This is a genomic window from Pseudomonas siliginis (assembly GCF_019145195.1).
Classification (GTDB): domain Bacteria; phylum Pseudomonadota; class Gammaproteobacteria; order Pseudomonadales; family Pseudomonadaceae; genus Aquipseudomonas; species Aquipseudomonas siliginis.
The window spans coordinates 400,057-422,939 of sequence record NZ_JAHSTW010000003.1 but is presented as its reverse complement, the minus strand read 5'-3'; the positions used below and the strand labels follow the sequence as shown (position 1 = coordinate 422,939).

Below are 22,883 nucleotides of genomic sequence, written 5' to 3'. Positions count from 1 at the left end.
TTTTCGCACCCAACAACGCAAACGACAGACCTGGCTGGACTTGCCGGCCAGCGGAATTGAAGAGGTAGGCCATGGCCAAGAGCAATGCAGATCGCTCAGCGAAAGCCGCGGCGAAGAGGAAGGAGCGCGGCGAAGAGGAAATCAGGCTGCACTGCCTGCCCGGTACGCGCCAAGCACTTGCTGACCTGATGGTTTGGAGCGGGATCGAGGAACAGGGCGAGGCAATCACGCTGATGATTCACAACCTGCACGGCCTCGGCCCGCGCGGTGCCCTTCCCCTGCTCACCCCGCCGCGACACGAATACGTCATTCCAGAAAACGTGTCGCGGAAATTGAAGCTGGCTTATCGACAACAAGAACTTCGGCACTCGGGAGACTGTGCCGCTAGCTCAAAAATTTGATGAGCTCCGCCCCGAGTTTGGTTGTTCTTCCAGCGATCATACCGTCCCTACTCATGGTCGTGTTGAGACCATCGGTCGTGAGCAATCCTCGCTGGAATAGATCTTTCCAGATAATGGTGTAAGTTTCGGCATGACCTTTCAATTCGGGTAATGCGAACTCCAATACGCTGGAAATCGCACCCATGCTCCAGCCAGGCGGCGTCATATTTCGAGAGCTAATCCACTCTTGTGGATCATCGAAAACGTGCAAAATTTTGATATGGGTAACGGTACACACGTCAACGAAATTCAGGAACATCTGACGGTGATCATCAGACGGACAACTGGGCAGGGCAGAGTTTTTTACCGCGTTGCGTAATGCTTCAAGTTTTTCAGATTGGTGGTTGCGCAGCGAAATGGCGCACACCTCAGAAACCGTACTGATAAAGGCCTCGTTGTCCTGCAGATCTTCCTCAGTCAATACGTGTTTTTCGATCAGATCGTTTATCACCTCGCCTATCTGGATCATTGTTTCCGTTCGGCGCCTATTCAAAGGCGATTCAAGAACAGAGTTGAATATCTCCATTAACGGACCACCGACCACTGGTAGTGCGCTGATCCCCATGCGAGCCAGGCGATGCGCCTTTTCGGCAACCGGTTCCAAATCAGGATCCAGGCCGTCCAAGTCAATTTTTTCCATAATCGCTCCTTGTCTCGGCCGGGTGCCGATCACCCGTAATACCCCAACCAAAACCAAATTGCCACCACCGGTCACGGAGGGCGGCGCCTGACTGGAGTATCAGCCTTGAAATTAGAAATCAAAGAGCTGTACCGGTGCGGTGAGTGCCGCGAGGTCCATGACGATGAGGACGATGCCCGCGAATGCTGTATGCCGGCCGTGTACACGCTCTATGTCTGCCCGGTGTGCGCGGAAAATCATGACGAACCGGAAGAGGCGATGTCCTGCTGCAATGCGGACGGAATCAGTTGCCCTCAGTGCCGACGAGATTACCCGTCGATCTCAATCGATTATCAGGCAATCAAGATCGCCGGGCACTGCAACCCCTGCAACCCGCTATTTACGATTGAGGAGCAGCTCGCGGTTCAGGACCTGCACTACCAACACACCGGAAAGCGCGAACACCTTCACGAATAATCCGGCTCCATGCCGGGCCGAACGCAAATACCCCACTTCTACGGATCACGCCAGCCGGCGAGGATCAGCGTGTCAGAGATTACGGGCGCCTAGAATGGCACTCCATTAGGAGCGGAAGCAAGAAACAACCTTGACGTGGCCAGTTGTGTATGATAAAGCTATATTTCCTAAATAGGCATGCAGAAGGACAACTGCAATGAAAGAAATGTAATCGATGAATATTAAAATAGTGCTAAATAAAAGCCACTTTTGAAAGTGGCTTTTATTATTAGTAGATTTAAGGATCGACAAAACTAGCTTTTATCATCAAATCCGGAATCAGCATCCATAATTAGCTCCGCTTCAAGCGCACTATCTTTTTCTTTTTCTTTTTCTTTTTGTTCTTCTTCTGCCGCCTGCTGCTCTGCTACAACTTGAGCATCACTAACAATCTCCGAAAGCTTAGAAAGATATTTATATCCAAAAACTTCTTCATAACCTTCTAAAAATTCGGGAGTTTCTCGAAAATCTTTGAATAATGGCCAATCGTGATACGCCTCTTCGACCACTATCTCTCCAGCCTTGCCAATCTTCAGCATATATTCTTTAGCTGATATATAATCTTCCACGAGCACAGCACGTGCTAGACGGAAGTCGTAAATAACTGCGGACCAATCTTTTTTTTCCAGGATTTTTTTAGCAGCAGCTGCGCCATTCATCTGTCGGACAGCTATGGCATGATTCAATGTAAACATTCGATCCATTAAATCCTCAGAAATTTTCGGCATTTTCTGAGCAAAACGACACAACGCAGCTGCCTTATGGTACTGCCCCAGATGAAGGTAGTCATATATCAAGGAGTTCAATTCTGAGTCAGCTTGCCTACGTTCATCCGGCAGCATTTTACGCCAGATTGTATGACCCAACATTACTCCCACCTCCATAACAAGGTGGCAGGTTTGATAAAAATATTTTGCGCCGATCTCCAACTGACTTCCTACAACATCTTCTTTAGCAGGCTTATATCCCGCCTCTATACAAACTTTAAGATACTGTTGACTGATCACTCCGTCGCAGTGCGTAAACAGATTTCGACGCTGCGACGCTTCAATAAACGCGGGCCATGAGTCAAACTTTGTTAACGTTTCAAAACCAAATCTCCTTTCAAACTCCTTAAACTGCTCTCCATAGCTCTTTCTTCGGACAGTTTCGATTTCCTTCTCTAGAACGGCTGACTTAAACTCGTCAAGCGACGGATACTCTAATACATCACAAACACTGAATTGGGCCCCCACCCCCTTAAAAAGGTCTGAGCGAATAGAATAAACACCTTCCATCAGCTCACCAACAAACTTATCAAAACACGTGAACAACCCAATAAATAAACTTCTTTCCAAAGTTACTATTGTCGCATCATTACTTAATCTTTTTGCAAGTCTGAGCATTGTTCTTAGATTACGCGCAGCAACCAACTTCTCTTCAGCTGAGCAATCGCTATCTAGAACCTCCTGAGCTGACAAAAAGGTGCTTTGCAGTTCTTTTGCACGTCTTATATAAGCTTTTCTCGCCTGCGGGATACAGTTTTTAGCAGACTCTTCGATATCATGGACCTTATGAACAAACCTGCTCAAAGCACTAGCAATAAGATGCAAAGGGGGCCCCTCAATCTCAACCTCAATTCCGCCCTCGACCTCTTCAACTTCTGAAGCCACTTCAGAGCCGCTGATTACGTGCTCCGCTTCATTATTATTAATAGGGTTCTCTTGAGCCAAATCGTTCATTTCCAATCCTTTGACAAAGTCTTAATTAATACTGGACTGGCTGATCATGTCACAGTGCCATAAAAGCAGGTACCCCTATGTCAAAAGAAAACAAAACGGCCGAGCCGCTGCAGGTTGAGCGCTCGACTGTCACGACGCTGGTGATCACCGGCGCATCACGGCTTGATCCGATCACCGTGTTCCTAGAGGACTTCGGCCGCCGTGACTGCCCTACTGAATCCGACCCGAGCTATCAGACCGCCCAGGGCAAGATCACGATCAACTGCTGCAACAACAGCTGGAGCGCGTACTGGGGTGGCATGGGCCCGCGCACAGTGGCCGAGTTCGTAGCCGACTGTGACTGGCACTACGTTCTGAACTGCCTCGATCGCGGTATCAGCAGCACGCGGTTCAGCGGGAATGCCCTTCACGCCTTCGCAAAAAAATGCATCGTCCAGCGCCGCCGGCAACAGACTGGCGGACATGACTGGGAGCTGGATGAGCTGAGCAAGGACGAGGCTCGTGAACTCTGGCACGACATCGAGGTTCTGCGAAGCGTGGAGTCGCCAAACGAGTGCTGGCATCACGACAGGCTACTGACTGAGCTGTTTGGAGATGAGTGGCACTACCCGGTTGGCGACAAGGCGGTCGAGGAGAATCACGAATTCAACTACCTGCGCCGGGTGGTTGAGGCGGTACAGGCTGCGCTGCGTCAACAACCGCTGGAGCAGCTAGCAGCTTGAATCATGGCAACTGACTGTCGACCCATCGCTCAGCAGTGGCAAGAGCCTCCGCCAGCGCGCTTTGATAGTCCTCCCACGGGCCAGAGAGATCGGCCACAGTGTTGGCAAAACCTGGTACCTCACTGGCCTCAATGACATGAGCACTCACAGGGGCTTCGTCGTTGGGCTTGTCCCAGTCGAATTTGATGATCACTTGATGCCCTCGATATTCGTGGGCGATCGGCCTATCCAGGCTGTGGGACATGTCCTCTTCCTATAGGCACCCGTTGGCAAGAAGGTGATTTTCAACGAAATAGGCCGCTTCGCCTATCGAGGCAAAAAGCCACCCCCACACTCTACCGTCGGGTTCTCGCGATCAGGTGGACGCCCATCAAGTACCGGCATCGGGTCAACGGTCACTCCGGTTGCCGCTTTCAACCATGCGGTGTAAGCGGCGCTTTGCCGGGAGAACGCTTCATCCCAAGCGCGTCCTGAGAGTTCGCCGGCTACTACCAGCATCATCAGTTGGGTTGTCGCAGCGTCGAGCTCTACAAGAAGAGCGTGCGATTGAAATCTGAAGTCGTCATTCGAAGTCATGGTGGTTCTCGAAAACGCGGGCACGGCGCAGCAGGCTGGTTTTGAAGCGCGATTCTCCTATCTGAAGTTTGACATGTTCTTATACAAATACCAGTCGCCTGTAGAAGTATTTTAGCTGCGATCACCTATCAAGTATCGCTACCCCTTCCCCCTTCAAAGTCAGCCGCTATATCGGCAAGGACGAAGTCATGTCTGAAGAAAAGTTTTCGTTCATCCAGCCCCTACCGGTCGAGCGCGATGAGGACGGCTGGTGGTCGCATCCAGATTACCTCTCGGAGTACGACGACGAGCTCACTGAGGCGCAGTTTCAGGAATGGTGTCTGCGCCACCAGATTGAAACGAAAGTCTCCTACATGGAGAGCGACGTTCCTTTTGAGGTTTTCGATGCGTACATGGATGACGGCCAGTGCGATTGCTCGGCGTGGGAAATCCAGCGGCCGGACGAGCCAGACTGGTTCATCCTGTCGATCCACGATCACGAAGATGGACCAGTCTGCGTTTGGGGTCGTCGGGCATTGCCGGTGCCGAAACTCCCCGGCGCGCAGGTGACGCCATGATCGCCCTCGCCTGGTTCGCCTACGTGTACTGCTACAAGGGGCCGCGGTGATGAGTGCAGCAGCGAAGGTCCTCGACCCGTGCAGCGCCAGCCGAATGATGTGGTTTGACAAGCAGGACCAGCGCGCGCTTTTCGGCGACATCCGTGACGAGCAGCACCTGCTTTGCGATGGTCGGGTGTTGAAAGTTGAGCCGGATGTGCTGATGGATTTCCGGAAATTGCCCTTCGAGGCCTCAACCTTCCGCCTGGTGGTATTCGACCCGCCGCACCTGACCCGCGCCGGGGTCGACAGCTGGATGCGGGCCAAGTACGGCATGCTGACCGCCGACTGGCGCGAGGACATTCGACAGGGTTTCGCCGAGTGTTTCCGGGTGCTGGAATCCGAAGGCGTTCTGATATTTAAGTGGAACGAGACCCAGGTGACGGTCAGCGAGCTGCTTGCGCTTACCGATGAAAAGCCGCTGTTTGGCCACAAGTCAGGCAAGCGCGAAAAAACGCACTGGATCACGTTCATGAAGCGGCCGGCACCATGAACCGCATGGTCAGCGTCCGCACCGAGGAACTGACCGGCCCGGCGCTGGACTGGGCGATCAACGCGATCGAGGGTGATCAGCAGCCTGTCGCCGGCCAGCTGGATCTCTTCGCCCTGCCCGACGCCGAGCAACTGATCACGAAGTACGGCGTCTGGGTCGACGCTGGCCACCTGCACCCTTGTGCTGGCCGACATGACAAGCGACCCGTTCAACCGCCAGCCCGGCGAAACCAGAACCATCGCAGTGTTCCGCGCCGTGGTATTCGCCAAGCGCGGCGCCGCGGTGAAAGTCCCCGCCGAGCTGATCCGGCAATAACCCCAACCACTCAACAACCTGCCGGTGTACGGCGGGCGAGGAATTCGTATGCCCGTGATCATGATCACAACCTCAGTCGCGACCGTTTTTGAAGTGCCTGACGGGGTCGACCTCTTGCAGGTTCGCCGATTAGCGTTATCAGAACTCGGCGATGACGAATGCGCCACCGACACAGTGGCCGTCCAGCACGACGACGTCATGAGCCAGATCTATCTCGGAGCCGCCGATCGCAAGACGGTTTCCATCTCGCACAGCGTTGTCGACCCAACCGAATAACCACCTTCTGCCGCCACGCGCGGCATGGAGCATCACATGACCATCCAGTTTCTATCTCACGAGGAGGTTTGCGAGCTCACCGGCGCGCGGACCAAAGCAGGACAGATCCTCAACCTGAAAAAGAACGGCGTCCGCCATACGATTAAAGTGAACGGCTGGCCGAGCGTCACCGCGATGGCGGTCACCGCCGTCGGCGCATTTGAATCAGAAAAGCCCGTATGGAAATCACGTAAGGCCAGCTGACATGGGAAGACGACCAAGTAAACCCGGCTCGATCGCCAGGCTGCGGGAGCGCAAGAAAGCCAGCGGCCGGGTGTTCTACTACTACGACACGGGCGGCAAAGACAGAAAGGAAATTCCACTGGGCAGCGACTACGGCTTGGCGATCATGGAGTACGCGAAGCTTGAGCGTGATCGCACCGCAACCGATCTGGTCGCCAAGGTCATCACGTTCCGCTACGTCGCCGAAAAATACATGGTCGACGTCGTCCCTACCAAAGGCACGGCGACCCAGGCTGACAACAAGCGCGAGCTGAAGAATCTGATCGCTTTCTTCGACGACCCGCCAGCGCCGCTGGAAACGATCGAGCCGTTGCACGTACGCCAGTACCTGACATGGCGCAAGGCCGCGCCGGTGCGCGCGAACCGCGAGAAAGCGCTGCTCAGCGCCATCTGGAATTACGCTCGGGACAAGGGTTATACGTCTCTTGCCAATCCATGCGCCGGCATCAAGGGAAACAAGGAAACCGGGCGGGATACGTATGTCGAGGATGCGCTGTTCAAACGCGTGCACGACAAGGCAGATGTGGGCCTGCAAGACGCAATGGACCTCGCCTATCTGACCGGGCAACGGGTAACAGATACCCGGCTGATGGATGAGCGCGACGTGCGTGACGGGCAGATTTGGGTGTTGCAGGGCAAGACAAAGGCGAAGCGGCGGATCGAGATAACGGGGGAGCTGAAGGTTTTGATTGATCGAATCATGTCCCGCAAGTCAGAACACAAGGTCCGCTCGACGCGGCTGATCGTTACAGAGGACGGCACACCGATGACGGTGGCGATGTTGCGCAGGAGATTCGACTTGGCCAGGGAATCGGCCGGCGTGCCGAAAGCTGAATTTCAGATGCGCGACTTGCGCGCCAAGGCGGGTACCGATAAGGCTGAATCCAGTGGCGATATCTTGCAAGCCAGAGATCAACTTGGGCATACGACGGTGGTTATGACCGAGCAGTACATCCGCAATCGAAAAGGCAAAAAAGTCATGCCTACCAAGTGAATTGCGGACCAACTCCAGAATAGCGGACCAGAAACAAACAAGGGTTTGCATCAGCTTTCGCTCGCAAACCCTTGATTTAAGATGGTGCCCGAAGCCGGAATCGAACCGGCACGCCCTTACGAGCGGGGGATTTTAAGTCCCATGCGTCTACCAGTTTCGCCATTCGGGCGGTAGCGCGGTGTTGCTCTGTTCAGCCTTGCGGTTGGATCCTGACAGGATGACCGCTTGAAAAGCCGAGCGGGGAATATATACATCACGTCCCGGTGAAGCAAGTTTGGAGTGCGCGATTTGAGAACTAAATATTGCTGACCGCGGAAAATCAAAAAGCCTCAGAAATCAGGGAGCTACGGAGTTTGCTTGAAGTAGAGGCCGAGGTTAGTGGCAAATCGCAGCAACCAGACTGGAAATTGGGGCGATAAACTCAAAAGATTCAGATGCTCACTATCACCTTAGCTGCACGGGTGACAGATGTTTCATCGATTGAGATTATGAGCAGGAAACCCAATTCTGGACGGGATGTCTACGCTAAAGGTTGGCGCCGAAGTCAATAATCAAAGGGTATCAGCACGCCCCCCTTCAACCACGATCACGCCGCACAGAACGTCACCAGAGCAGAGCTCAGGGATGTACAAGCAATCAGGAGATTTGATTCCATGCAAATGAGTGACACCGTTCTAAAAGCGTCTTTAAGCCAAGAGGAGCGCTCGGCGATCGCCGAGATCGAAGCGACCACCAATATCCTGCAGCTTGTCACCCGTCTGACCGGTACACGCTTTGCCGGAATCGCAAAATTCACGGAAACGGAATGGATCGTCTGTTCGGCATACGATCCGATTGAACTGGGAATAAACGTAGGCGATACGCTGGATCTGGAAACTACGCTCTGCAGTGAGTTTCGACGAAATCCTCAAGCCCTCTTCCTTCCACAAATCAGCAAGGATGGACGACTTTCGTCACGTCCTGTGGTGAAGCAGTATTCAATTGAAAGCTACGCAGGCGCGCCTGTTTTCCTGCCGGACGGAAGACTCTGGGGTGCCCTCTGTGCTCTGGATTCAAGGGCCGTTCTGTTTGATAACCCGGATCTTGCGGACACACTGACGTTATTCGCACGCCTTATTGGCTGCATCTTTTTCTCGAATCTGACGGTGGAAGGCGCCAGCCATATCAAGACCGGAGCGTGTCTGACTGAGTGACCCTACACAAACGATGCGGAAAACCACACTTTTTCCACAAGCAACAAAAAACCCCGTAGATCATTGATCTACGGGGTTTTTGATAGTGGAGGCCGAGGTCGGAATCGAACCGGCGTAGGTGGATTTGCAATCCACTGCATAACCATTTTGCTACTCGGCCTCAAAGTATTTGCTGTCAGTAGCGCAACAACAAACACTGTACAAATTGGAGCGGGAAACGAGACTCGAACTCGCGACCCCGACCTTGGCAAGGTCGTGCTCTACCAACTGAGCTATTCCCGCTTGGTGTGGCGCATTCTATAGAATTAAGATGCCCCGTCAACCCCTTGATTCAAAAAACTTTTATTTCTTTTCGACATCGGTCTTCAGGTGCGGCCAGGCGGCGCGAAGGTACTGAACCATCGACCACAGGGTCAGCCCTGCCGATACGATCAGCAGCGTATAACCGAGCACAACCCAGAAGCTGAAGGCCTTTGGATGAGCCAGCAGAATCACCAGCGCGAGCATCTGCGCAGCGGTTTTCCATTTGCCGAGATTGGAAACGGCCACCTGCGCTCGTGCGCCGAGTTCGGCCATCCATTCGCGCAGGGCCGAAATCACGATCTCGCGACCGATGATGACCGCCGCTGGCAGCGTGAGCCAGAGATTGCCGTGTTCCTGTACCAGCAAGACCAGGGCAACAGCGACCATCAGCTTGTCGGCGACCGGATCGAGGAAGGCCCCGAACGGTGTGCTTTGCTCCAGTCGGCGCGCCAGATAACCATCGAGCCAGTCCGTTGCGGCCGCGAAGGCGAACACCGAAGCGGAGGCCATGTAACTCCATTCGTAGGGCAGATAGAACAGCAAAATAAAGATCGGGATGAGCAGGACGCGTAGAACGGTAATCAGATTAGGGATATTCATCGGCACAACTGGCTACGAGGTGAAGGGGCATTCTACTCACTATGCAGGTTCGCATAAATCGACTCAGCGAGCTTTTTACTGATCCCCGGGGCTTTGGCGATCTCTTCGATGCTTGCACGAGACAGCTCCTGCAATCCACCAAAATGTTTCAACAGGTCACGGCGGCGGGTCGGCCCTACACCTGCCACGCCTTCCAGCGTTGAGGTTCGGCGGGTCTTGCCGCGACGGGCGCGATGGCCCGTGATTGCGAAGCGGTGCGCCTCATCGCGGATCTGCTGAATCAGGTGCAACGCGGGCGAATCGCCGCGCAAGGTGAACTCGTGCGCTGCATCATTCAGATACAACGTTTCGAAACCGGCCTTGCGCGTGGCGCCTTTGGCGACGCCCAACAGGATCAGATCCGGCACGGCCAATTCGTTGAGCACATCACGGGCCATCGACAATTGACCCTTGCCACCGTCGACCAGCAGGATGTCCGGCAACTTGCCCTCGCCGTCCTTGAGTTTGCTGAACCGGCGGGTCAGTGCCTGGTGCATGGCCGCGTAATCGTCGCCGGCGGTGACGCCTTCGATGTTGTAGCGGCGGTAATCCGACTTGATCGCGCCTTCCGGCCCGAACACCACGCACGAGGCCACAGTGGCTTCGCCGCTGGAATGACTGATGTCATAGCATTCCAGGCGTTGCGGCGGCTCATCCAGATTCAGCACTTCGGCCAGCGCGTCGAATCGCGCGGCGGTGTGCTGACGGTTGGCCAGACGCGCGCCCAAGGCTTGCTCAGCGTTGGTCACTGCCAGTTGCTGCCAGCGCGCACGGGTACCGCGCACCCGGTGACTGATGGCCAATTCGCGGCCGCGCAAGGTATGAATCCCTTCGATCAGCGCTGGGAAATCTTCATGAACCACGTTGACGATCAGTTCGCTCGGCAAATCCCGCTCGGGGCTGCTGATGTAGTACTGGCCGAGAAACGCCGCCATGACTTCGGAAACATCTTCCTCGATGCCGACCTGCGGGAAGAAATTCTTGCTGCCCAGCACTCGCCCGCCGCGCACGCTGATCAGGTGGACGCAGGCGCCGCCGGGGTTGACGAATGCGGCAATAACGTCGATATCGCCGGTTCCGCCTTCCATGCTCTGCTGGTCCTGCACGCGGCGCAGCAAAGCGATCTGGTCGCGCAATTCGGCCGCGCGTTCAAATTCGAGATTGATCGCTGCCTCTTCCATCGCGGTGGACAGCTCGTTGGTCAGCGCATGGCTGCGACCTTCGAGGAACATCACCGAGTGGCGCACGTCTTCGGCGTAGACGTCAGGCTCGACCAACCCCACGCACGGCGCCTTGCAGCGTTTGATCTGGTATTGCAGGCACGGACGGGTACGGTTCCTGTAATAGCTGTCTTCGCACTGGCGAACGAAAAAGGTTTTTTGCAGGATGCTCAGGCTTTCGCGTATGGCACCGGCACTCGGATATGGGCCGAAATACTTGCCCTTGGCCTTTTTTGCCCCGCGATGGATGCTCAGGCGCGGAAACTGTCCGTCGGAGAGAAACACATACGGATAGGATTTATCGTCGCGCAGCAGGATGTTGTACGGCGGACGCCACTCCTTGATCAGCGTCTGTTCCAGCAGCAGCGCTTCGGTTTCGTTGGCGGTGATGGTCGTCTCGACCTGAGCGATACGGCCGACCAGTGCAGCCGTCTTCGGCGCCAGCCCGGTCTTGCGAAAGTAGCTCGCCAGACGTTTCTTCAGGTTTTTCGCTTTGCCGACATAGAGCAGGCGCGCTTCGCTGTCGAACATGCGATAGACGCCGGGCCGACCGCTGACGGTCGACAGGAAAGCACTGGAATCAAATGTCTCGGTCATGGTCAGGCGCTGGCATCCACCATGCCGTGACGCACCGCGAGCAGTGTCAACTCGACGTCGCTGCTGATCGAAAGCTTCTCGAAAATGCGGTAGCGGTAGGTATTCACGGTTTTCGGCGACAGGCACAACTTGTCGGAAATGATCTGGACCTTCTGGCAACCGACAATCATCAACGCAATCTGGATTTCCCGCTCGGACAACGCATCGAACGGCGAATCATTGGTGGGCTGGAATGATTTGATTGCCAACTGCTGAGCGATCTGCGGACTGATGTAGCGCTGCCCGGCGAAGACCAGACGAATGGCCTGAACCATTTCCGGCAGACCCGCGCCCTTGGTCAGATAACCAGCCGCCCCGGCCTGCAGCAAACGCGTCGGGAAAGGGTCTTCCTCGCACACCGTAACGGCAACCACCTTGATGTCCGGGTGGCTGCGCAGCAGCTTCCGCGTGGCTTCGAGGCCGCCAATGCCGGGCATCTTGACGTCCATGAGCACTACGTCAGGCTTCAATTCACGGGCCTTGATCAGGGACTCTTCACCTGACTCGGCCTGACCCACCACTTGCAGGCCATCGATATCGGCCAGCATTCGTGTAATGCCTGTGCGAACGAGATCATGGTCGTCGACCACTAGCACCCTAATCAAGCAGACACCTCGCGATATGGTCTTATTGGGATGCCGGACACCTTAGCAAAAAGTGCCAGACAGACCTAGCGGAAAGCCGCATTTAAAAAGTTTCAATTCATCATTCAGGGCTTGCCGGCCGTGGGTTTCAGAGCACAGCTGTACTCAAATCGAGTTGCATCCTGAGGAAACACTCATCCCTGCCCACCATGCGCAGTCCTTTGCGTGCATACAGTTCTTGTGCCGGGTTATTGTCAAACACTGTCAGCCGCAGTGCCGGTCGCCTTGCCTGACGAGCCATCTGGATAACCTGATCAATGGCCCAGGAACCGGCGCCCTGCCCTTGCCACGGATGATCAATCTGCAATTCGCGTATGTACAGCGCTCGCGCATCCTGGCTCAGACTGACAAAGCCGATCAGCAGTTCATCCTGAAGGATCATCCAGTTGTCACGATACTGCCAGCCTGCGTCGAACGCCTCGTCCTGCCACAACAGGTCGTGGTCAATGTAATAGCGCAGCATGTTGCGACAGGTCAGATCCCGCGCAAAAGCAAGATCATCACGGGTGGCATGCCGGATTCGATAACTCATTCAGCTTTCTCCATGACTGCAAAGTTGCCCTTCACCCGCATGGTTTGCCAGTGATAGGCGTTTTGAGCGGCGGGCAATAGCATTTTCTGATTGCTGATGCGTATCAGCGTCGAGTAAGCTCGGCGCATTCAACGGAGACAGCGCATGTTCAACACCCTTCCACAGTCTTGCACCACCAGCGCCCTGCGCTCGGTTGCGGCTGCCCGGGTGAATCACACTTGCGCTCCAGACAATTTTTATTTTGGGTATTGGTTTAGCCACTGGCGCGCCTGATACCCAAACGGCGCCCATGATAACGGGTCGCCTACCAGAGATTTCTCAACCCCCGGTCGGCCTCCCGACCGGGGGTTTTGTTTTTTCAGGCCCATCACTTTCAGCGACACACCACATTTTGAGGAATACACCATGAACTACGCCACTTATTACCGTTACGACAGCTTCAGCGCCTGGCGATTTACCAGCCTCCGCTCGGGACAGCCTGCCGCCTCCGATCGGTCACCCACAGGTGGCAAACACACATGCCTAGTCAGTACGGCCATTTGTCGAACACCCCAGTAGGGCCGATTGCGCGGGAAAGACCCGCCATCCGCCCAGGAAGACCGAACATGAACTCTTCAGTTTCCGCTTTGCCGCTGTCCACAATCGATTCTGCCAACGAGGCGCTGACCCTGCGTCTGCCCAGCTCGTTGCAGCTCAAACAGCAATTGCCACTCAGCCATTCCCTGCATCAACAGGTCAACACTCATCGCCAGGCGGTGCGCGCCATCCTTAACGGTGAAGACCCACGCCTGCTGGTCATCATTGGCCCCTGCTCTATCCATGACCCGCAATCAGCGATTGAGTACGCCAGCAAACTCGCTCGTCTGGCCGAGGATGTCAGCAGTGAAATGCTGCTGGTGATGCGCGCCTACGTCGAAAAGCCGCGTACGACGGTCGGCTGGAAAGGTCTGGCCTACGATCCGCATCTGGACGGCACTGACGACATGGCTACCGGCCTGACGCTGTCGCGCGAACTGATGCTGGAAATGATCCAGCTCGGACTACCGGTCGCTACCGAACTCCTGCAACCCATGGCCGCCAGCTACTTTGATGACCTGCTGAGCTGGGTGGCCATTGGTGCCCGCACCACCGAATCGCAAATCCACCGCGAAATGGCCAGCGGCCTGAACATGCCGGTGGGCTTCAAGAACGGCACCGACGGCGGCGCCGCCATTGCTGTCGACGCCATGCGCTCGGCAGCCCATCCGCATCGGCACTTCGGCGTGGACAGCCAAGGACATCCGGCGATCGTGCAGACAGCCGGCAACGCTGACACCCACATTGTGCTGCGCGGTGGCCATCAAGGGCCGAACTACGATGCAACCAGCGTAGCCAACATCAGCGCCGAGCTCAGCCGCCTGAAGATCCCCAGCCGGATCATGGTCGATTGCAGCCATGCCAACAGCGGCAAGGATCCACTGCGTCAGCCAGCCGTGTTCAACGATGTGCTTGAACAACGCTTGCATGGTAACCATGCGCTGATTGGCATGATGCTCGAATCCCATCTGTTCGAAGGCTGCCAGCCGCTGAGCAGCTCTCTGCGCTACGGCGTATCGATCACCGACGGCTGCCTCGGCTTCAGCGCAACGGAACAATTGCTGACCGACGCTGCTACGCGCCTGGCACAAGCCAGAGCCTGATCGCAGATTGCCCTCCCGCTCTATCAAGAGCGCGGAGGGCTCATCGCCCCGGTCTAGGCAACGACGCTGATCCGCCTCACGGCAGATTGCTGACTGGTATCGTCCAGACGTTCGATGGTGTAGGCAATCTCCACCGTCGTGCCGTGGTGCTCGCGCCAGAACCGATGGGGAACAATGAAACTCACCGGTTGCCCGGCCGTCTCCCGAGTGATTTCAAGATCATCGCGATGACTGAAAAAATCACCATCGCACTTGAGATAGACCAACTCGTCTTCCTGCACCAGCGGGTCTTCAATCAGAATGGAAACCCCCTCTATCGAGTCCTTCACCGACAGCACATCATCGATCGCCCCAACAATATCTGGCGCGGCCAGTTCAGCACGCACTGCCGGCCCAATGAAAATCGTCGCAGGCTCCGACGTTCGGATCGTTCCACTGCATTGTTCAACACGGTAGGCGACCACCACCTCGCCGCCGCGATGCGCCTCGATGTAGCTGCCCGGCACCCAGAACGACAGACTTTGCGCGACGGCGTAGGCCTCGACTTTCAACGAGTCGATGAATATTTCGGGCGAAGCATCTCCATGCCACGACAGCATGATCCGGTCGCCCGCCGACATTCGAGCGTAAGGCTGCAGAGTCACCAGAGTGCCCTCGGCCACTCGCGACGGCTCCAGTGCTCCGTTTACAGCGCCGTCTATCTGCGGCGCCAACAGATGCGGTCCAACATCCCCGACAGACAGTTGCAGGCGAGCAGATTCTACTGCCTTGGGTGCGGACGCACTTTGAAGTGCCCAGTAAACCTCAAGCGAACCCCCGTCCAGTGCAGCGACATGCATCGCCTTGATGACGAAGATGACGTCTTTGCCAACCTGGGCCTGGCTGATGAATCGAACGCTCTCGTATTGATAGGCAAAGCCTTCGATATCCAGCCCCTCCCAGTACAGCACCAACTGATCGCCGCAGCTCATGTTGGCATAAGGGAAAATGCGAACGACGGCCTTGGCCAGCGAAGGATCCAACACGCTCCCTTGGAGCCCGTCAATCGTTGGCGCGACCAGAGGTTCGATAGACGCTTCGGCAACCATCGGCTGGCGCATCCGCCAGCAAAACTCGATTTCATGGCTATTCATTTTCGCTTCCACTCCCTGGAAAACGTGCCGCCCCGAATGACGACACTGACATCTACATTGAGGACCTCTTTGAACGTTCCGGATGTCAGCCGAATCCACCGCGACAACGGCGTAACCGCTACTCGCAAAGTAGGCAACAGCAGAGGTCACGCGGTTATGCCGACAAACGACCCACTGAACTTCCGATTCGGATTTCACAGCTCTCCGAAATTTCGTACGCCTCGTAGTCCATTTTCAAACGCAATGTGAAGCCTCTTCGTACTTCTTCAACGGGATGAGTGTTTTAGAGTGGCCCGGTGATTTCCCGATGAACTTCTACGAAAAAGGTAAGAACATGCAACGGAATGCTACAACTCGTTATCCCATCCTGTTGGTCCACGGTCTGTTCGGGTTCGAGCATATCGGTCATTTCGAGCTGTTCCATGACGTCAAGTCCGCGCTTAAAACAGCCGGCTGTCGATTGTTTGTTCCACACCTTTCGGCCACCCACGACAATGAAAAGCGGGGCGAGCAATTGCTGTCACAGATTGCTTGCGTGCTGCGAGGCACAGGCGCGAAGAAAGTCAACCTCATAGGACACAGTCAAGGCGCACTCGCTGCACGCTATGCCGCGGCGCTTGCACCAGACGTCGTCGCTTCGGTCACCTCCGTCAGTGGCCCGAACCATGGCTCGGAGCTCGCCGACTTCCTGCGCAGGGCACTGATTCCAGGCAAGCTTCCCGAAGCCGTCGCACAGAACGTGGCGACGCAATTTGCTGACTTGCTGTCGCTACTGAGCGGCAGCGTGACATTGCCGCAGAATGCGTTAGCCGCACTCAACGCATTGACCACGGTCGGCGTCGGTCAATTCAATGACAAATTTCCCCAAGGGCTGCCGCAAACCTGGGGCGGGCAAGGTCCTGAGCAAGTCAACGGCGTGCGCTATTACTCGTGGAGCGGGGTTGTTGCGCAAACCAGGCTGCCAGTGCTGGATCCGGTTCAAGCAACCTGCCGGGTCCTGTCGCAATATTTCACCACCGAACCCCAGCAGAATGACGGTTTCGTCGGACGCTTCAGTAGCCATCTCGGCCAAGTGATCCGCTCTGATTATCCAATGGATCACTTGGCTAGTTTGCGGCGCAGCCCGGGCGTAAACGCGTCTTCGCCGGACCCTATCGAGCTGTACGTCGAGCATGCCCAGCGCCTGCGTGCGGCGGATCTTTGAGTAGAGTCAGGGAATCAGAATGGAACTTTGCCGAGAATTCACCGACTGATTCCGGTACGCTCCACCTTTTATTGAAACAGTTCGGAGAATTCCCCATGGCCAAAGCCACTGCCCGCCACATCCTGGTTTCCAGCGAAGACAAGTGCAACGAACTCAAGGCTCAGATCGAAGCCGGCGCCGATTTTGCTGAAGTCGCCAAAGCCAACTCCACCTGCCCGTCCAGCCGTCAGGGCGGCGATCTGGGCTCGTTCGGTCCAGGCCAGATGGTCAAGGAATTCGACACCGTGGTATTCAGCGCGCCGATCAACGTCGTGCAAGGCCCGGTGAAGACCCAGTTCGGTTATCACCTGTTGGAAGTCACCAGCCGTCAGGACTGATTCGTCGTCCGATTGCTGACAACGGCCCGCCTTCTGGTGGGCCGTTGTGTTTCAGTTACACATATGGCTGGCGAGTGGCGCGTGGCTCGCGTACAACTTGCGCTTATCGATTTTGCGTTCCAAGGCTGACGATGCGACTGGTTTTTCCCACACTGATGCTCACCGCCCTCGCCTTTCTCATTGGCGCCGCTGGCGTGAACGCTGCCCCGCAACACGCACTGACCGTTTACGGCGAACCGGCCAAATACCCCGCCGGTTTCAGCCATTTCGACTACACCAATCCGCAAGCGCCGAAGGGCGGGACGATGCGGCGCTCGGCCATCGAGATCGGCCACTTCGACCATTTGCTGCCTTATATAGACAAAGGCATCGGCGTGACGCAGATCGACGGCCTGCTGTATTCGCCGCTGGCCCAGCGCTCGCTCGACGAGCCTTACACCGTCTACGGTCTGGTCGCGCAGAAGATGGAACGTTCGGACGACGGTCTTTCGCTACGTTTCTTCATCAACCCGAAGGCGCGCTTTGCCGATGGCAAACCGATTACCGCCGAAGACGTGCGCTACACCTACAACCTGCTGATGACCCAGGGCAGCCTGCGTTATCGCACCCAGTTCGCCGACGTCAAAGGCGTCGAAATCGAGGCACCGCTGACCGTGCGCTTCGACTTCAAAAGCAACGAAAACCGAACTTTGCCGCTGGACATCGCAACCTTGCCGGTATTCCCCGAACACTGGTGGAAGAGCCGCGATTTCGCCAGCGGGGGTGGTTATGAACCGCCGCTGGGCAGCGGGCCGTATCGAGTTGGCAAGGTCGATTCCGGGCGCAGCATCACGTTCGAACGCAATGGCGACTGGTGGGGCAAGGACCTGCCGGTCAGCCGCGGCCTGTACAACTTCGACCATTTCAGTATCGAGTATTTCGGCGATACCGATGTCGCCCGCCAGGTGCTGCGTGGTGGCGCCTACGACTACAACCGCGAGTTTTCCGCGACCGGCTACTCGATCGGCTACGACAGTCCCGCCCTCAGCGATGGCCGTTTGCAGAAGGCCCACCTGGCCACTGAATCGCCGCAGTCGGCGCAGGGTTTCGTGTTCAACCTGCAAAAGCCGATGTTCGAGGACCGCCGCGTGCGCCAGGCTCTGGCGATGCTCTGGGATTTCGAGTGGAGCAACCGGCAGATGATGCGCAACGTCTATATCCGCCAGCAGAGCTACTTCTCCAACACCGACCTCGCCGCCCGGCAGTTGCCCGATGCGAAAGAGTTGGAAATTCTTGAACCGCTGCGCGGTCAGGTGCCTGAGGAAGTGTTCAGCAAAGTCTTCGAGGCGCCGAAGACCGACGGCAGCGGCATCATCCGTGACAAGCAGTTGCAAGCCCTGCAGCTGCTCGAGCAGGCCGGCTGGAAACCGGATGGCGATCAACTGGTCAACGGCGCCGGCGAGCCGCTGAGCTTCACTTTTCTGGTCAGCCAGAACGGCATGGACCGCCTGCTGTTGCCATACAAGCGCACGCTGAAGCAGATCGGCATCGAGCTGAATATCCGTCGCATCGACGCCTCGCAATACGTCAATCGCCTGATGAGTCGCGACTACGACATGATCGTCACCGGCTACCCCGTTACTACTTCTCCGGGCGGCGAGTTGCTCAACTACTTCGGCTCGGCAGCGGCCAACGATCCGGGCGCGAACAATTACATGGTGCTGAAAAATCCGGCAGTCGACACTTTGATCAACGGCCTGATCCGCGCCTCTACTCAGTCGGACATGCTGCATTACGCCCATGCGCTGGACCGGGTGCTGCAATGGAGCTACTACTGGATTCCCAACTATTACCCGCCGGGCACTTCGACCGTGTGGTGGAACCGCTTCGGCATTCCCACGGTGCAGGCGAGCAATGACGAAGCCATCGAGAGCTGGTGGGAAATCAGCCGGACGCCGCTGACCAATCAGCAAATGACCGCTGAGAAAATCAGTCGCGGCAGACCCGGAGGGCCGCACTGATGTGGGGTTACATACTGCGGCGCCTGCTGCTGATCATTCCGACGCTGGTGATCATCCTGCTGGTCAATTTCGTCATCATTCAAGCCGCGCCCGGCGGGCCGGTGGAACAAGCCATCGCCCACCTGCAAGGCATTGGCGGAGCCAGTGTCGGCGGCGGTGCCAGCGAGACCTCGAGCAACGCTTCGCGCGCCAGTCGTGGCCTCGACCCGCAACTGATCAAGGATATCGAAAAGCAGTACGGCTTCGACAAACCGGCCCACGAGCGTCTGTGGCTGATGCTGAAGAATTACGCGCAACTGGACTTCGGCAAGAGCTTCTTCCGTGGCGCAACAGTCACCGACCTGATTCTGGAAAAGATGCCGGTCACCATTTCGCTCGGGCTGTGGGCGACGCTGATCACCTATCTGGTGTCGATCCCGCTGGGCATCCGCAAGGCTGTGCACCACGGCAGCCATTTCGATATCTGGAGCAGCACGGCGATCATCATCGGTTACGCCATGCCGGCGTTTCTGTTCGCGATGTTCCTGATCGTCGTATTCGCCGGCGGCACTTCGCTCAACTGGTTTCCGGTGCGCGGGCTGGTGTCGGACAACTTCGAATCGCTGTCGACACTGGGCAAGATCGCCGATTACTTCTGGCATCTGGTGCTGCCGGTCACGGCGCTGGTAATCGGTGGATTCGCGACGCTGACGATCCTTACAAAAAACTCGTTCCTCAATGAAATCACCCGACAGTACGTAGTAACCGCCCGCGCCAAAGGCTTGAGCGAACGCCGCGTGCTGTACGGACACGTGTTTCGCAACGCCATGCTGTTGGTGGTCTCGGGGATACCTCAGGCGTTCATCAGTGTGTTCTTCGCCGGCTCACTGCTGATCGAAGTGATCTTCTCCCTCGATGGCCTTGGACGCATGAGTTACGAAGCAGCGGTATCGCGGGATTATCCGGTGGTGTTCGGTTCACTGTTCATCTTCACCCTGTTCGGCCTGCTGATAAAACTGATCGGCGACCTCTGCTACACCCTGGTCGACCCGCGTATCGACTTCGCCGCGAGGAATGCCTGATGTTCAAGCTCTCGCCTTTGGGTCGTCGCCGTTTCGAACGTTTCAAGAAAAACCGTCGTGGCTGGTGGTCGCTGTGGCTGTTCATCGGCCTGTTCATCCTGACGCTGGGTGGCGAGTTGATCGCCAACGACAAACCATTGATGGTCAGTTATCAGGGCCAGTGGTACTTCCCGGTGTTCAAGCGCCACACCGAACAGGAGTTCGGCGGGCAACTGCCGTTTCAGGCCGATTACCGCAGCGAGTACGTGCAGAATCTGATTCGCAAGGACGGCGGCTGGATGCTGTTCCCGCCGATTCCGTTCAGCGACGACACGCCCAACTATGACCTGAACAAACCGGCGCCGAGCCCACCAACATCGGTCAACTGGCTGGGCACCGACGATCAGGCGCGGGATGTGCTGGCGCGGGTCATCTTTGGTGCTCGGGTGTCGATTCTGTTTGCCTTGATGCTGACCTTTGTCAGCGCGCTGATCGGTATCGCCGCCGGCGCGTTGCAGGGCTATTACGGCGGCTGGGTCGATCTACTTGGTCAGCGCGTGCTGGAAGTCTGGTCGGGGCTGCCGGTGTTGTATCTGCTGATCATCCTTTCCGGGTTCGTCGAGCCGAATTTCTGGTGGCTGCTGGGGATCATGGCGCTGTTTTCCTGGTTGGCGCTGGTGGACGTGGTGCGCGCCGAGTTCCTGCGCGGGCGCAATCTGGAATACGTCAAAGCCGCACGCGCCCTGGGCCTGACTGACCGTAAAGTAATCTTCCGGCACATCCTGCCCAACGCAATGAACGCGACGCTGAGCTACCTGCCGTTCATTCTGACTGGTGCCATTTCAACGCTGACCGCGCTGGATTTCCTCGGCTTTGGCATGCCGGCCGGCAGTGCCTCGCTGGGTGAACTGATCGGTCAGGGCAAGCAGAACCTGCAAGCACCGTGGCTCGGGTTGACCGCGTTCTTTACCCTGGCGCTGATCCTCTCCTTGTTGGTATTCATCGGCGAAGCGTTACGTGACGCTTTTGACCCTCGATCCTGAAGCGTGACCATGACTGAAAACCTGATTGAAATCCGCAACCTCAATGTCGCCTTCCATGGTCAGACTGTGGTGCGTGACCTGTGCCTGGATATCCGCCCCGGTGAGTGCCTGGCACTGGTGGGCGAATCGGGCTCGGGGAAATCGGTGACCGCGCATTCGATCCTGCAACTGCTGCCTGAGAGCGAGGCGCAAACCCGTGGCAGCATCCGCTATCGCGGGCAGGAGTTGCTCGGTGCTGATCCGAAGGTCTTGCGAGAACTGCGCGGCAATCGCATCGCCATGATCTTTCAGGAGCCGATGACTTCGCTCAATCCGCTGCACACCATCGAAAAGCAGATCGGCGAGACCCTGTTGCTGCACCGCGGCCTAGGCGGCAAGCAAGCGCAGCAGCGCATTCTCGAATTGCTCGGACTGGTCGGCATTCAAAAGCCCAAGGAACGCCTGAAAGCCTATCCGCATCAGCTCTCTGGCGGGCAACGGCAACGGGTGATGATCGCCATGGCCCTGGCCTGCGAACCGGAGTTGTTGATTGCCGACGAGCCGACCACGGCGCTGGATGTCACCGTGCAACGCAAGATTCTCTTGCTGCTCAAGTCCCTGCAACAGCGCCTGGGCATGTCGCTGCTGCTGATCAGTCACGATCTCAATCTGGTGCGCAGCATCGCGCAGCGGGTGTGTGTGATGAAGTCTGGCGAGATCGTCGAGCAGGCACCCTGCGAAATCCTGTTCACCGAACCCAAACACCCTTACAGCTGCGTGCTGTTGAACGCTGAGCCGGAAGGTGAAGCCCTGCCCCGTGACGAACGTGAAAATGTGCTGGAGGTAGCTGACCTGCGCGTCGATTTCCAGGTCAGCGGCGGACTGTTCAGGCGCAAGCAGTATCTGCGCGCTGTCGATGGTATCAGTCTGAATATTCAGCGCGGCAAGACCTTGGGCATTGTTGGCGAGTCCGGTTCGGGCAAGTCGACGCTGGGTCAGGCGATCCTGCGTTTGCTGGACTCCGAGGGCAGCATTCGCTTTCAGGGCGAAGCGCTGGATGGCCTCAATCAAAAACAGCTGCGGCCGTGGCGGCGGCAGATGCAGGTGGTGTTTCAGGATCCGTTTGGCAGCCTCAGCCCGCGCATGTCGGTGGCACAGATCATCAGCGAAGGTCTGGAAGTGCATTGCGAGTCGACCGCTAATGAATGTGATGAGCAAGTGATTCGCGTGCTCAAGGAAGTTGGCCTCGACCCCGAGAGCCGCCACCGTTATCCCCATGAGTTTTCCGGTGGCCAGCGCCAACGCATCGCCATTGCCCGGGCTCTGGTGCTGAAACCGGCGCTGATTTTGCTTGACGAACCGACCTCTGCGCTCGACCGCACCGTGCAGAAACAAGTGGTCGCCCTGCTCCGTGATCTGCAGGAGAAATACGGTTTGACCTACCTGTTCATCAGTCATGATCTGGCGGTGGTGCGCGCGTTGGCGCATGACATGATCGTGATCAAGGACGGTCAGGTGGTCGAGCGTGGTGCCAGTCACGACGTGTTTGACAACCCGCAGCATCCCTACACCAAAGAGCTGCTGGCGGCGGCGCATTCGGGGTAGGCATAATTTCCGATCGACTTGAAATCGAGTTGCGGCCATCGCTGGCAAGCCAGCTCCCACAGGGGGCTGCGGTGTACACAACAAGTGTGAACGACCCAGAACCCTG

At 56.7% G+C, this 22,883-nt stretch carries 26 protein-coding genes and 3 tRNA genes; 17 read left to right on the top strand and 12 right to left on the bottom strand.

The window, feature by feature from the left end; genetic code table 11:
- The first annotated feature begins 71 nt into the window (after nucleotides 1-71).
- Nucleotides 72-401 (top strand): hypothetical protein, encoded by a 330-nt coding sequence (locus KVG87_RS09320; RefSeq protein WP_217850357.1) that lies wholly within the window; start codon nucleotides 72-74, stop codon nucleotides 399-401.
- Here the strand turns inward: KVG87_RS09320 and KVG87_RS09315 are convergent.
- Complete coding sequence (locus KVG87_RS09315) at nucleotides 385-1,080, bottom strand: hypothetical protein (RefSeq protein WP_217850354.1); 696 nt, start codon at nucleotides 1,078-1,080, stop codon at nucleotides 385-387. The two genes, KVG87_RS09320 and KVG87_RS09315, sit on opposite strands and share 17 nt — an antisense overlap.
- Nucleotides 1,081-1,185: 105 nt before the next feature.
- Here KVG87_RS09315 and KVG87_RS09310 point away from each other — a divergent pair, with 105 nt between their 5' ends.
- Complete coding sequence (locus KVG87_RS09310) at nucleotides 1,186-1,536, top strand: hypothetical protein (RefSeq protein ID WP_217850352.1); 351 nt, start codon at nucleotides 1,186-1,188, stop codon at nucleotides 1,534-1,536.
- A gap of 293 nt (nucleotides 1,537-1,829) precedes the next feature.
- Here KVG87_RS09310 and KVG87_RS09305 read toward each other — a convergent pair whose 3' ends face one another.
- A complete protein-coding gene (locus KVG87_RS09305) occupies nucleotides 1,830-3,296 on the bottom strand; it encodes a hypothetical protein (protein WP_217850350.1) in 1,467 nt (488 codons plus the stop codon).
- A gap of 77 nt (nucleotides 3,297-3,373) precedes the next feature.
- Here KVG87_RS09305 and KVG87_RS09300 point away from each other — a divergent pair, with 77 nt between their 5' ends.
- Entirely contained in the window at nucleotides 3,374-4,018 is a 645-nt protein-coding gene (locus KVG87_RS09300; RefSeq protein ID WP_217850349.1) for a phiTE_072 family protein, read from the top strand.
- 1 nt (nucleotide 4,019) lies between these two features.
- Here KVG87_RS09300 and KVG87_RS09295 read toward each other — a convergent pair whose 3' ends face one another.
- On the bottom strand, nucleotides 4,020-4,262 hold the full coding sequence (locus KVG87_RS09295; RefSeq protein ID WP_217850348.1) for a hypothetical protein: 243 nt from the start codon (nucleotides 4,260-4,262) through the stop codon (nucleotides 4,020-4,022).
- A gap of 520 nt (nucleotides 4,263-4,782) precedes the next feature.
- Between KVG87_RS09295 and KVG87_RS09290 the strand changes: the two genes are divergently transcribed.
- From KVG87_RS09290 to KVG87_RS09265, 6 genes are all read left to right on the top strand, one after another.
- Nucleotides 4,783-5,151: a hypothetical protein gene (locus KVG87_RS09290; RefSeq protein ID WP_095179776.1), complete on the top strand. Its 369-nt coding sequence runs from the start codon at nucleotides 4,783-4,785 to the stop codon at nucleotides 5,149-5,151.
- A 49-nt stretch (nucleotides 5,152-5,200) separates the two neighbouring features.
- A complete protein-coding gene (locus tag KVG87_RS09285) occupies nucleotides 5,201-5,683 on the top strand; it encodes a class I SAM-dependent methyltransferase (protein WP_095179775.1) in 483 nt (160 codons plus the stop codon).
- 192 nt (nucleotides 5,684-5,875) lie between these two features.
- On the top strand, nucleotides 5,876-5,998 hold the full coding sequence (locus KVG87_RS26010) for a hypothetical protein (protein ID WP_256584134.1): 123 nt from the start codon (nucleotides 5,876-5,878) through the stop codon (nucleotides 5,996-5,998).
- Between the two features lie 48 nt (nucleotides 5,999-6,046).
- The gene (locus KVG87_RS09275) at nucleotides 6,047-6,274 is read left to right on the top strand and encodes a hypothetical protein (protein ID WP_095179774.1); all 228 of its coding nucleotides are present in this window, start codon (nucleotides 6,047-6,049) and stop codon (nucleotides 6,272-6,274) included.
- Between the two features lie 36 nt (nucleotides 6,275-6,310).
- Complete coding sequence (locus KVG87_RS09270; RefSeq protein ID WP_056785291.1) at nucleotides 6,311-6,517, top strand: DUF4224 domain-containing protein; 207 nt, start codon at nucleotides 6,311-6,313, stop codon at nucleotides 6,515-6,517.
- Between the two features lies 1 nt (nucleotide 6,518).
- Nucleotides 6,519-7,550 (top strand): site-specific integrase, encoded by a 1,032-nt coding sequence (locus tag KVG87_RS09265; protein WP_095179773.1) that lies wholly within the window; start codon nucleotides 6,519-6,521, stop codon nucleotides 7,548-7,550.
- Nucleotides 7,551-7,632: 82 nt separating this feature from the next.
- Here the strand turns inward: KVG87_RS09265 and KVG87_RS09260 are convergent.
- Nucleotides 7,633-7,719, bottom strand: a tRNA-Leu gene (locus KVG87_RS09260).
- Nucleotides 7,720-8,209: 490 nt separating this feature from the next.
- Between KVG87_RS09260 and KVG87_RS09255 the strand changes: the two genes are divergently transcribed.
- A complete protein-coding gene (locus KVG87_RS09255; protein ID WP_164488345.1) occupies nucleotides 8,210-8,743 on the top strand; it encodes a GAF domain-containing protein in 534 nt (177 codons plus the stop codon).
- An 86-nt stretch (nucleotides 8,744-8,829) separates the two neighbouring features.
- Here the strand turns inward: KVG87_RS09255 and KVG87_RS09250 are convergent.
- The 7 genes from KVG87_RS09250 to KVG87_RS09220 form a co-directional block, all read right to left on the bottom strand.
- A tRNA-Cys gene (locus KVG87_RS09250) sits at nucleotides 8,830-8,903 on the bottom strand.
- A 46-nt stretch (nucleotides 8,904-8,949) separates the two neighbouring features.
- Nucleotides 8,950-9,025, bottom strand: a tRNA-Gly gene (locus tag KVG87_RS09245).
- 60 nt (nucleotides 9,026-9,085) lie between these two features.
- Entirely contained in the window at nucleotides 9,086-9,646 is a 561-nt protein-coding gene (pgsA, locus tag KVG87_RS09240; protein ID WP_016774513.1) for a CDP-diacylglycerol--glycerol-3-phosphate 3-phosphatidyltransferase, read from the bottom strand.
- A 32-nt stretch (nucleotides 9,647-9,678) separates the two neighbouring features.
- Nucleotides 9,679-11,502 (bottom strand): excinuclease ABC subunit UvrC, encoded by a 1,824-nt coding sequence (gene uvrC / locus KVG87_RS09235; protein ID WP_076563179.1) that lies wholly within the window; start codon nucleotides 11,500-11,502, stop codon nucleotides 9,679-9,681.
- 2 nt (nucleotides 11,503-11,504) lie between these two features.
- Complete coding sequence (gene gacA, locus KVG87_RS09230; RefSeq protein WP_024012761.1) at nucleotides 11,505-12,146, bottom strand: response regulator transcription factor GacA; 642 nt, start codon at nucleotides 12,144-12,146, stop codon at nucleotides 11,505-11,507.
- Nucleotides 12,147-12,273: 127 nt separating this feature from the next.
- Nucleotides 12,274-12,717 carry a GNAT family N-acetyltransferase gene (locus KVG87_RS09225; protein ID WP_217850347.1) on the bottom strand — a complete coding sequence of 148 codons (444 nt, stop codon included), beginning with the start codon at nucleotides 12,715-12,717 and terminating at the stop codon, nucleotides 12,274-12,276.
- The gene (locus KVG87_RS09220) at nucleotides 12,718-12,978 is read right to left on the bottom strand and encodes a hypothetical protein (RefSeq protein ID WP_217850346.1); all 261 of its coding nucleotides are present in this window, start codon (nucleotides 12,976-12,978) and stop codon (nucleotides 12,718-12,720) included.
- Between the two features lie 344 nt (nucleotides 12,979-13,322).
- Here KVG87_RS09220 and KVG87_RS09215 point away from each other — a divergent pair, with 344 nt between their 5' ends.
- Nucleotides 13,323-14,396, top strand: coding sequence for a 3-deoxy-7-phosphoheptulonate synthase (locus KVG87_RS09215; RefSeq protein WP_217850345.1), 1,074 nt, complete (start codon nucleotides 13,323-13,325; stop codon nucleotides 14,394-14,396).
- 53 nt (nucleotides 14,397-14,449) lie between these two features.
- On the opposite strand, the gene KVG87_RS09210 is transcribed toward KVG87_RS09215, so the two are convergent.
- Nucleotides 14,450-15,529: a hypothetical protein gene (locus tag KVG87_RS09210; protein ID WP_217850344.1), complete on the bottom strand. Its 1,080-nt coding sequence runs from the start codon at nucleotides 15,527-15,529 to the stop codon at nucleotides 14,450-14,452.
- Nucleotides 15,530-15,863: 334 nt separating this feature from the next.
- Here KVG87_RS09210 and KVG87_RS09205 point away from each other — a divergent pair, with 334 nt between their 5' ends.
- The 6 genes from KVG87_RS09205 (at nucleotide 15,864) to KVG87_RS09180 (ending at nucleotide 22,777) form a co-directional block, all read left to right on the top strand.
- The gene (locus KVG87_RS09205) at nucleotides 15,864-16,733 is read left to right on the top strand and encodes an esterase/lipase family protein (protein WP_217850476.1); all 870 of its coding nucleotides are present in this window, start codon (nucleotides 15,864-15,866) and stop codon (nucleotides 16,731-16,733) included.
- A 95-nt stretch (nucleotides 16,734-16,828) separates the two neighbouring features.
- Nucleotides 16,829-17,110, top strand: a complete 282-nt coding sequence (locus tag KVG87_RS09200; protein WP_041478733.1) for a peptidylprolyl isomerase — start codon at nucleotides 16,829-16,831, stop codon at nucleotides 17,108-17,110.
- 131 nt (nucleotides 17,111-17,241) lie between these two features.
- A complete protein-coding gene (locus KVG87_RS09195) occupies nucleotides 17,242-19,110 on the top strand; it encodes an extracellular solute-binding protein (protein WP_217850342.1) in 1,869 nt (622 codons plus the stop codon).
- Nucleotides 19,110-20,171 carry a microcin C ABC transporter permease YejB gene (locus KVG87_RS09190; RefSeq protein ID WP_039758569.1) on the top strand — a complete coding sequence of 354 codons (1,062 nt, stop codon included), beginning with the start codon at nucleotides 19,110-19,112 and terminating at the stop codon, nucleotides 20,169-20,171. Before KVG87_RS09195 ends, KVG87_RS09190 begins: the two co-directional genes overlap by 1 nt.
- Complete coding sequence (locus KVG87_RS09185) at nucleotides 20,171-21,193, top strand: ABC transporter permease (protein ID WP_217850340.1); 1,023 nt, start codon at nucleotides 20,171-20,173, stop codon at nucleotides 21,191-21,193. Before KVG87_RS09190 ends, KVG87_RS09185 begins: the two co-directional genes overlap by 1 nt.
- Before the next feature lie 9 nt (nucleotides 21,194-21,202).
- The gene (locus tag KVG87_RS09180) at nucleotides 21,203-22,777 is read left to right on the top strand and encodes an ABC transporter ATP-binding protein (RefSeq protein ID WP_217850337.1); all 1,575 of its coding nucleotides are present in this window, start codon (nucleotides 21,203-21,205) and stop codon (nucleotides 22,775-22,777) included.
- The last annotated feature ends 106 nt before the right edge of the window (nucleotides 22,778-22,883 follow it).